The organism is Streptomyces durbertensis (assembly GCF_014156695.1).
In the GTDB taxonomy this organism is placed as follows: Bacteria; Actinomycetota; Actinomycetes; order Streptomycetales; family Streptomycetaceae; genus Streptomyces; species Streptomyces durbertensis.
Map to the genome: position 1 here is coordinate 1 of NZ_WMLF01000167.1, position 10814 is coordinate 10814.

The following is a 10814-nucleotide window of genomic DNA, read 5'->3' on the forward strand; positions in this document are numbered from 1 at the left end:
GGGACTGGCCGGCGGTGTCCTCGGTGGCGTCAGCGGCGTTGCTGTCCCGGCTGGACGGGGACAGCGTGTCGAGCAGCGCCGCGCGGTCGGCCTTGCCGTTGGGGGTGACCGGTACCCGGTCCACGACCACCACGGTGGGGAGCATGTAGAGCGGGAGCTGTGCGCGCAGGGCCGTACCGAGTGAGGCGGCGTCCAGGGGTGCCGTGCCGGCCGGCCGAGGACCGGACGACACAAACGCCAGGATCTCGGCGCCGTCCGGAGTACGGCGGCTGAGGACCACCGCGTCGGCGACGCCGGCCTGGCCGCGCACCGCACGTTCCACCTCGGCCAGTTCCACCCGGTGGCCCCGGACCTTGACCTGGTCGTCGAACCTGCCGACGTACTCGAAGCCGCCGTCCGGTCCGACCCGGACCTGGTCGCCCGTGCGGTAGAGCCGCTGTCCGGGCTCCGTGGCGAACGGGTCCGGTACAAAGGCGGCGGCTGTCAGTTCCGGTGCGCCGAGGTAGCCGTGCGCAAGACCGTCGCCGCCCACGTACAGTTCGCCGGTGCCGCCCGGTGGCACCGGGTACCCCGACTCGTCCAGCGCGTAGGCCGTGCTGCGCGGCAGCGGCCGCCCGAGCGGGATCACGCCGGCCGCCACGTCCCGCGGTGTCACCGCGTGTGTGGTGCTGAAGGTGGTGTTCTCGGTGGGGCCGTAGCCGTTGACCACCCGGGCGGGCGGCTGCCCCGCGAACAGTCGCTCCAGCCTGCGGACGTCCTGCTTCTCCCCGCCGAACAGCAGCACACGCAGGTGGCGGAACGCGTCGGGGGCGAAGTCCACCAGCTGGTTGAAGAGGGTGACCGTCAGGAACATCACGGTGATCCGCTGCTCGGCGAGGAAGGCGCGCATCCGTGCCGGCGACAGCAGGACCTCGCGGTCCGCGACCACCAGCACACCGCCGCCCGCCAGGGCACCCCACACCTCGAACGTCGCCGCGTCAAAGGCGGGGTTGGACACGTGCGCGACACGGTCACCGGGGCCGAAGGTCACGAACTCCGCGTCGGGAACCAGGCGGTTGACCGCCCGGTGCGGTACGACCACGGCCTTCGGGCGCCCGGTGGACCCCGAGGTGCACATCACGTACGCCACGTCGGCGCCGGTCAGCGGCACCGGCTCGTACAGGTCCGGGTCGGTCGCCAGCAACTCGTCCAGCCGGTGGACGGGGACGACGTCAGCCAGCGCTCCGGCGGTGCTCTCGTCGGCGACAACGGCCGCGGTCGCCGCGGCGGCGGCGACGATCTCCCGTGTGCGGCCGGCGGGTTGGGCGGTGTCCACCGGAAGGTAGGCGCCGCCCGCGTACAGCACGCCGAGGCAGGCGGTGACCGCCGCGACCCCGCGTTCCATCGGCACGGCCACCACGCCGCCCCGGACAAGTCCGGCCCGGCGCAGTGCGGCGGCCGCCGCGCGGGCCCGCCGGTCCAGCTCCCCGTAGCTGATCGTGTCGGCACCGTGTTGGACGGCCGTCGCGCCGGGTCGCTCTTCGGCGTGGCGGCGCACCCGGTCGTGCACCCCTGTGAAGCCGGCGGCCGTGGGGTCGGCGGCCGTGACGTCCGTGGACGTGACGTCCGTGACCGCGCCGGGCAGCTTTCCGTCCGGGGTCGCGAAGGCGTCGCGCACCGCCGCGAGCAGGCGCTCGTGTACGGCGGTCGCACGTCCGGCGGTGAACAGGTCGGCGGAGTACTCCAGTTCGCAGACCGTGCCACGGGAACGCCTGGTCACCTGCCACAGCACCTCGTACTTCGCCGTGCCCGTACTGAGCTGCTCCCGCTCCGCCCAGTGACCGCCCAGCCGCAGCCCGCACCAGCTGGTGTCCAGGTAGGTGAGCGAGGTCTGGGCGATCGGGGCCCGGGCACGCTCACCGCCGGGCCAGAGCTCCTCGACCAGCGTCTGGAACGGTATCCGCCGGTGTGCGAGCGCCTGGGTGACCACCCGGCGCACCTGGCGTGCGAGAGTCCGCGTGGTGGCGCCCGGCTGGAGGGTGAAGCGGAGCGGCAGGACGTCCACGAACATGCCCACCTCGTCGCGCTGCGCCGGCTCGCGGGCGGACAGTGGCACGGCGACGACCAGGTCCCGGTCGCCCGTCACCGCGGCGAGCCCCACCACGTAGGCGGTGAGCCAGGTCATGAAGTCGCTGAGGCGTTCCTGCTCGGCGAACGCGAACACCGGCGCCAGCTGTTCGTCGGTCAGGGTGACCCGGTGGGCGCCGCCCGTGGTGCCCAGCCGGGCCGGGCGGGGCAGGTCGTGGGGCAGGGACAGTCCTCGCGGGGCGTCGGCGAGCACGGTGCGCCAGTGGTCCAGCGCGCTGCCGGGGCCCGGTCCCGCCGCTCCGGTGCCGGGCGCGGCCTCCCCGCGGCGGCTGTCGGCCGCCTCGTCGGGCGGGCATGTCCGACCGCCCTCGTAGAGCCGCTGGAGTTCCGACTCCAGCAGGCTCAACGACATGCCGTCGCAGACGAGATGGTGGATCGTCAACAGCAGTTGGCTGCCTGCCTCGCCCTGGTCCAGGAGCAGGGCCCGCAGCAGTGGCGGCCGTGCGAGGTCGAACGGGACGCGTGCCTCGGTGTCGAGCAGTTCGCCGACGCTCGCCTCGGGCACGTTCCGCCCGTCCACCCAGCGGAACGGCACGGACACCCGGGCGGCGGCCTGGGCGACGCCCGGCTTCACGAAGTGCCTGCGCAGCGCCTCGTGTTCGGCGGCGAGCGCGTCCAGCGCCGCACGCAGCCGGGCGGCGTCCAGCGCTCCGTCGAACCGGTAGCGGACGGCGATGTGGTAGACGGCCGAACCGGGGTGCAGCTGTTCGGTGATCCACAGCCGCTCCTCCGGACCGGTCAGCGCCCGGGGCTCCGGGCGCGGCGTGCCGTCGGTGCCGCCGGTCAGCAGTGCCGTCAGAGCCCCGAACTCCGGGTAGTCGTACAGGATGTCCAGGTCCAGCTCGGTGCCGGTGAGCTCGCGCAACCGGGTGGCCGCCTCGACGGCGAGTACGGAGTCGCCGCCCTCGTCGAAGAAGTGGTGCTCGTCCCGGACCTCGCCCAGTCCGAGCGTGCCGCGCCAGATGTCGGCGATGCCCTCGCGGAGGTCCGCCGCCGGCGCCTTCCCCGGCGCGGGCAGGGGATGTTCACTCATGGGTGGCGTCCTCCGTCCGTATACCCGGGCGCGCTTCGGCGTCGGCCGAGGTGCGGGTGACCAGCCAGTCGCCGATCGCGAGCGCGTCGAGCGTGGAACGGGCGTAGGTGGCGACCGCGGTCTCGGGCGTGCGGACCACCGGCTGGCCGCGCAGGTTGAACGAGGTGTTGACCACCATGGGGATGCCCCGGTCGTCGCCGACCCGGCGGATCAGACGCCAGAAGCGCGGCGCGGTCTCCCGGTCGACGGTCTGGACCCGCGCCGAGCCGTCGACGTGCGTGATCGACGGAAGCAGGTCCCGGTACTCGGGCCGCACCTGCGTGACGAACAGCATGTGCCGGTACATGGCCTCCTGCTCCGGCGGGAGTTCGAAGTAGCGGTGCGCCTCCTCGGCGAGGACCGCCGGCGCGAAGGGGCGGAACTCCTCACGCTGCTTCACCATGGTGTTCAGATGCGCCCGCATGTCCGGCGACGTGGGGTCCGCGAGGATGCTGCGGTTGCCCAGCGCGCGCGGGCCGAACTCCATCCGCCCCTGGAACCAGGACACCACCTTGCCCGCGCCGATCAGCGCGGACACCCGCGCCAGCAGCTCGTCCTCGCTCAGCCTGCTCACCGTGAACCCGTCACCGAGCCCGCCGAGTGCCGCCTCGATCTCCGACTCGCCGAACTCCTCACCCCAGTAGGGCATCGTCATGGCGGTGGGTGCCGCCGGCGCTTCCTGCCTCAGCTTCCACAGTGCCGCGCCCAGCGCCGTGCCATCGTCGCCCGAGGCGGGCTGGACGAACACCCGGTCGAAGAGGCCGCCGCGGGCGACCACCCCGTTGGCGGTGCAGTTGAGCGCGACGCCGCCCGCCATGCACAGGTTGCGGGAGCGGCCGGGCTCCTGGGCCGCCGCGTCCAGCACGTGCAGCAGACCGGCCTCCAGCGCGCCCTGCACGGTCGCGGCGACGTCCATGTGGCGCTGGTCCACCGGCGCCTCGGGGTGCCGTGCCGGACCGAACAGCTCCTCCAGCCGCCGGATCGCACCGCGATGGGTCTCCCGCTCGGTCGGCGACTTGTCGTGCGCCAGCACCGGAACCACGATCCGGCCGCCGTCGAGGGTCCGCAGGAGATCGGGCACCACGTGCGCGTACCGCCCGGCGTCGCCGTACGGCGCCAGGCCCATCACCTTGTACTCGTCCATGCCCGGGAGGAAGCCCAGGTACTGGGTGACAACGCTGTACAGGATGCCCAGGGACGCGGAGGTCGAGTAGCTGCGTACCGGGCGCAGCTCGGCACCCGCGCCGTGGAACACCGAGGTCGACTCGGCCTCCCCCATCCCGTCCGCCACCAGGACCGTCGCGTCCTGGAAGCCGCTCAGGTAGTACGTGCTGGCGGCGTGGGCCGCGTGGTGGCGCACCGGCACGAACTTCCGCTCCCAGTCCTGGTCCGGGTAGTGCGACCGCAGGACGTCCAGCTGCACTTCCCTGCGGTAGACGTCGCGGAACCAGCGCCGGGAGAACTCGTCGCGTTCGAAGACCGCCGACGGTTCGTAGTGGAAGCCGTGGGCGAGGAAGTCGACGTCGTCCAGTGTCACTCCGGCGATCCGCAGGCACGCCTCGATCGCGTCCGCGGGAAACGCGCCCGTGCCCTTGTTCCCGTCGTGCCGTTCCTGCGCGGAGGCGGCGATCACGCCGTCCTCGCCGACCAGGGCGGCCGCCGCGTCGAGTCCCTGCACCAGGCGCTGCTCGCGCCAGTCCAGGCCGGGCAGCAGCTCCTTCTTGACGGACATCGACCGGTCAAGTCCGCTGATTCCGAGCACCAGCATGTCAAACTCCCTTCGTATCCGTCGTGTTGACGATCGCGTCGGCGACCGCTGTGACCCATGGATCGCGGATGAGCTGGTAGTGGTCGCCGTCCGCGAGGGAGACCCGCAGCTCACGAGCGAGCCGCTGCCATCCCGCCACCGCGGTGCGACGTGCCTCCTCGGCGCCGTGGCGCGAGAGGACGAGGTGGACCGACCCGTCGAAGACCGACGGCCGGTGGCCGGCGAGACCGGCGAGCATCCCCTGCCAGAACTCCATCAGCGAGTCGGCGATCGGACCGCCCAGCTGAGCCAGCTCCGCCGGGTCGACCCCGAGGAGTCGCAGCAGGCCGTCCGCCGCCCCGTCGGCGAGGACCTTCGGCAGCCCCCGCCGGGCCACGTCGGCGCGCAGCCGCTCCAGGGCCCGTCCGTCCTCGGCGTCCTCCGGATCCTGACCCGGCGCGGCGTCGACGAGGACAACCCGCTCCGGCGTGACCCCGAGCGCGGAGAGCCGACCGGCGACCTCGTGGGCCAGCACACCGCCCGCCGACCAGCCGGCGACCACCGGCCGACGGCCCGTGAGCAGCGGTGCCAGCTCGTCGGCGTACCGCTGCGCGGTCCCCGCGAAGTCCGCCGCGCCGCCGCCTCCCAGCAGGTCCGCCTGGACTCCCAGGATCTCGAAGGAGTCCGAGAGCCGGGCGACCAGATCGAGGTAGCAGAACAGCGTGCCCCCCAGCGGGTGCACCAGAACCAGAGGCCGTGCCCCGGCGGTGCCGCCCAGGGACACCACCCGGCGCCCGCCGCCACGTGTCTGCCGCGCGCGAGCCCTCCCGAGCCGCCTGTCCAGGTACTCCGCCTGACCGGCCACAGTGGGCGTCTCGTACAGCTGGGCGAGGGGCACGGTCGTCCCGAAGACCTCACCCAGCTCACCGACCAGCCGCAGCGCCAGGAGGCTGTGCCCGCCGACCAGGAAGAAGTCGTCGTCACGGGACACCCGCAGGCCGAGCACCTTCCCCCAGGCCGCGCTCACCCGTCGTTCGGTCGAGACGGGGTCGTGGCCGGGGTCGTGGCCGGGGTCGTGGCCGGGGTCGTGGCCGGGGTCGTCCGGCACCCGGAGGTGGTCCGCGTCGCGGGTGGTCCGGTCTGCCGCCGGCGGCGTGACCTGCGGTGGCGCCTCCCCCCGTGGCGCCTCCCCCCGTGGCGCCGCCGGTTCCGTCGGCGTCCGCAAAGCGCCACGGTCCAGCTTGCCCACGACGGTGTGCGGCAGGACGTCCACGTCCACGAAGAACCTGGGGACGGCGGCTGCGGGCAGCTGGGCCGCCGCGTGCCGGCGCAGCTCCCGGTGGTCCACCGACGCGCCGTCGACCACGACGATGTTCGCCAGGAGCCCGTCGAACCCCGGCCTGAGACCGACGACCGCCGCGGCCACGCCCGGATGGGCGCGCAGCACCGCCTCGATCTCCTCCGGCTCGACCCGCTGGCCGAGCACCTTCAGCTGGTGGTCGGCCCGGCCCAGGTACTCGAGCTCGCCGGACCCGGTGAGGCGCCCGAGGTCGCCGGTGCGGTACAGCCGGCCCCCCGAGGGGTCCCAGGCGTCCGGCACAAAGCACTCGGCCGTGAGCGCCGGCTGCCCCAGATAGCCCCGGCCGACTCCGGGACCGCCCAGGTGGATCTCGCCCACCGTCCCCGGCGGGACCAGGTTCCCGGCGTCGTCCATGAGGCGGACCCGCATGCCGGGGCGGGGCCTGCCGATGACGGGTGTGGTGCCCTCCCTCACCTCGGCGAGCGTCGCCTCGACCGTCGCCTCGGTCGGCCCGTAGGAGTTGACGGCCCGCACGGCGGGGTGAGCGGCCATCCGGTCCCACAGGTCCGGTGGGCACGCCTCGCCGCCGAACACGACCAGGCGGGGCGGGTGGGGCGCGTCCAGCAGCCCGTGCTCCACCAGGACCTGCATCTGGAGCGTCGTCGTGTCGACGACGTCCGCCGCGCGTCGCTTGTCGTGGGCGCGCTCGACGAGGTGGCGCAGGTCGCGCCGCTCCTCCTGGCCGAGCACACACAGGGTGTGGCCCTCCAGCACCAGCAGGACCTGTTCGATGAAGAAGTCGGAGATGTAGGCGGAGCTGCCGGTCACGACCCGCAAGGGACGCGTGGAGCCCAGCGAGCGGGTCCGGGCGGCCAGGGTGCCGAGCGCGTACTCGGACAGGCTGCCGTGCTCGATCATCACGCCCTTGGGCCGGCCCGTCGTACCGGAGGTGAACATCACGTACGCGAGGTCGTGGTCGTCGACATCGGGCAGCGGCGCCGCCGACTCCTCCTGCTCCGCGTCCGAGGAGGGTGCCACCACCGGGTCGAACACGGCGTAGCCCTGGGGCACTTCGGCGGGTACATCGGTGACGATCAGCACCGGGGACGCCTGCTCCAGCATGACGCTCAGCCGCCGCTCCGGCAGGTCCGGGTCCAGCGGGACAAACGCCGCACCCGCCTTCCACACCGCCCAGAGCGTGACCAGCGCCATGGCCCCCGGCCGCAGGCAGATACCGACAAGATCGCCCTGCCGCACGCCGCGCCGCCGCAGCGAGCGGGCCAGCAGTTCACTGCGGGCGTCCAGCTCGGCGAAGCTGAGCCGAGTGTCGCCGTCCTCCACGGCCACGGCGTCCGGTGTGCGGAGTGCCTGGCGACGAAGCAGCTCGTGCACCGGCAGGCCCGGGGCCGAGACGCCGGAATCGTGCCAGGCCGCCAGCACCTCCTGCTCCGGCGCACTCATCAGCTCGGCGCTCAGGTGGTCGCTGTCGAGGTCGGTGTCGAAGTCCGCCGCCATCGCCGCCAGCGCCCGCAGGTGGTAGTCACGGATGCGCGTGACCTGCGCCGCCGTCAGCTCCCGGAGGTCGTACTCGAACTCCAGGCGCAGACCGCCGAGCACCGCCTCCCGACTCGCGGTGACGCTGAAGGGGAAGTTGGTGATCGCCACCCCCTGGATGTCCGCACCCGGGCCCTCGGGGGTGAAGGCGCCGCTCCGCGCCAGCAACCCGAGCTGCGAGAAGTCGTTGTACGTGAAGTTCACGTCGAAGAGCGCGCCCCCGCCGAGACCGCGTTGGAGCGCGGACATCGGATACCTGCGGTGCGGCAGCATCTCCCCCTCCGCGGCGAACACGGCCCGTGCCAGATCGGCCCAGCTGCCCAGCGGCATCCGCACCCGGAACGGCACCGTGTTGAGGAACAGGCCCCGCACCTCCGAGCCGTCCGTCTCCTCCAGCCGGCCGTTGGACGTCAGGCCCGTCACGACGTCCGCACTGCCGGTGACCAGCGTCATGGCCCGCAGATGAGCGGCAAGCACCACGGACTTGAACGGCACGCCCGCGGACGCCGCGAACCCCTCCAGAGAAGTGAGCAGCCTCTCGGAGAGCGGCGTGTTCAGTACCCCGTAGCCCTGCTCCTCGTCACGCAGATGGGTCTCCCCCTCCAACGCCGCTCCGGCGAGTCCGTCGTCCGTGTCAGCGGACCGCCAGGGCAGCGGATCCCTCGGATGGCCGGCGAGCAGGTTGTGCCAGTAGGCGGCACTGGCGGTGGAGTTGAGGGCGGCGCGTTCGGCGGCGATGTAGTCGCGGTAGGTGGAGCGCAGCGGGGGCGCGGCGGCGTCCTCGCCCCGCAGGAGCGCGTGGTAGGTGTCGGTGATCTCGGCGAGGGTGGAGGCCAGGCTCCAGCCGTCGAGGATGGCGTGGTGGTCGGTCACCGTCCACTGGAACGCGTCCTCCGACAGGACGTGCACACTCATCCGGCACAGCGGCGCCGAACGGACGTCGAACCGCTGCGCGCGCTCGGCGCTCACGCGCTCGCGCAGCGTCGCCGACTGCTCCGCGTCGCTCAGGCCCCGCAGGTCCACGACGGTCAACGGCAGCGTCACCGTGGTACGGACAAGCTGCATCGGCTCGCTGAAACCGGTGAGCGCCAACGACGTCCGCAGCACCGGGTGCCGCGCCACCACCAGTGCAAGCGCGCGCCGGAAGACCACCGCGTCGAACCGGCCGGCCATCGGCAGGCTCTCCACGTTCAGATACGGGTTGCGGTCGGGGTCCCGTTCCATCTCGTAGACCATGCCGAGCTGGAGTTCCGCCATCGGATAGGCGTCCTCCAGACCCTCGGGCAGCCGCGCGCGGTCCTCTGCCGACACCAGCCCGAACGGCTCGGTCACGGGGACAGCCGACCGGCCCTCGCCGCCCGCCGCGTCCACCGTCACCAACCCGCCCAGCCCGGCAAGAGTCGGCGCCCGGAACAACTCCGGCAAACCGAGCACCAGGCCGGCGTCGCGGGCTTTGCCGAGGACCTGGATGCTGCGGATGGAGTCGCCGCCGAGGTCGAAGAAGTTGTCGTGACGGCCGATCCGGTCGACGCCCAGGACTTGGCTCCAGATGCCGGCCAGCTGCTCCTCGATGCCCGGCAGGGCTGGCTCGAACTCCGCGCCTGTGTCCGGTCGTTCACTGCTCGGCGCCGGTAGGGCGCGGTGGTCGAGCTTGCCTTGAGAGGTCAGCGGCAGCTCGTCGAGGAAGACGAAGTTGCGCGGGACCATGTAGCCGGGCAGATCCTCAGCGAGAGCGTCCCGTAGCTCCCCGATAGAGGGCGAGGCGCCGTTGTCGGCGACGAGGTAGGCGACCAGGTCGGCCTGGTCCTCTCCGAGGTCGTTGCGGACGATGACCACCGCCTGCCGGATGCCGCCCCGGCGACTCAGGGCCGCCTCGATCTCCCCCAGCTCGATCCGGAACCCACGCACCTTGACCTGACCATCACCCCGCCCCAGATACTCCAGCCCGCCATCGGCTCTCCACCGGGCCAGATCCCCACTGCGGTAGAGCCGCGCACCGGGCTCCCCACCCAGATGGTCAGGGACGAAGCGTTCGGCGGTCAGCCCCGGACGCCCGACATAGCCACGCGTCACACCAGGACCGCCGACATACAGCTCACCGACCACCCCGACCGGCACCGGCTGACCGAACGGGTCCAGCACATGGATGCGCAGGTCCGGCAGAGCGGAGCCGATCTGCGTGAACGCCCCGTCCAGTTGGTTCTCGGTGACCTCGGCGTAGGTGACGTGCACGGTCGTCTCGGTGATGCCGTACATGTTGACCAGCAACGGCTCCCGGTACCCGTGCCGCTCACCCCACCGCCGCACCGACGCACGATCCAACGCCTCACCACCGAACACCACGGCCCGCAACGCCAACTCATCCCGCCGCCGCGCGTCCACACCCTCGAACTGGCGGAACGCCGAAGGCGTCTGGCTGAGCATCGTCACCCGCTCGTCCCGCACCAACGCATAGAACGCGTCAGCGTCACGGCTGACCTCGTACGGAACCACCACCACACGCCCACCGCTGGTCAGCGCACCCCACATCTCCCACACCGAGAAATCGAACGCGAAGCTGTGGAACAGCGACCAGACGTCACCCCGGCCGAACGGAAGCCGCGCACGAACCGCTTCGAACAACCGCGTCACGTTGCCGTGCGCCACCGTGGTGCCCTTGGGGCGACCGGTGGAGCCTGACGTGAAGATCACATAGCACGCGTGCTCCGCACTCACCCTCGTAACCTCACGCGCCACCCGCTCCAGCGTCAGGTCACCCGTCTGCAGACCTTCCGCTTCACCAAGGTCGACGACCTCCCACGGGCCGTCCGGCACCAACGCCCCCGCAGCGCCGTGTGTGAGAACAAGACCAGCCTCCACGTCCTCCAACATGAACCGCATACGCTCCACCGGGAACCCGGTGTCCAACGGCACATACACACCCCCCGCAAGCAACACCCCAAGCGTCGCCACCACCGTCTCCAACGAACGCTCCACACACACCCCCACCGGAACCTCCGCACCCACCCCACGAC

3 protein-coding genes are annotated in these 10814 nt (G+C 72.3%); all 3 read right to left on the reverse strand.

The window, feature by feature from the left end; all coding sequences use genetic code 11:
* A partial coding sequence (locus tag GL263_RS13315; protein WP_182855894.1) for a non-ribosomal peptide synthetase occupies positions 1-3160 on the reverse strand: 3160 nt, incomplete at its 3' end.
* Positions 3153-4967 (reverse strand): carbamoyltransferase family protein, encoded by a 1815-nt coding sequence (locus tag GL263_RS13320; protein WP_182855895.1) that lies wholly within the window; start codon positions 4965-4967, stop codon positions 3153-3155. The genes GL263_RS13320 and GL263_RS13315, both read right to left, overlap by 8 nt.
* 1 nt (position 4968) lies before the next feature.
* A complete protein-coding gene (locus tag GL263_RS13325) occupies positions 4969-10806 on the reverse strand; it encodes a non-ribosomal peptide synthetase (RefSeq protein ID WP_323379380.1) in 5838 nt (1945 codons plus the stop codon).
* Positions 10807-10814 lie beyond the last annotated feature (8 nt).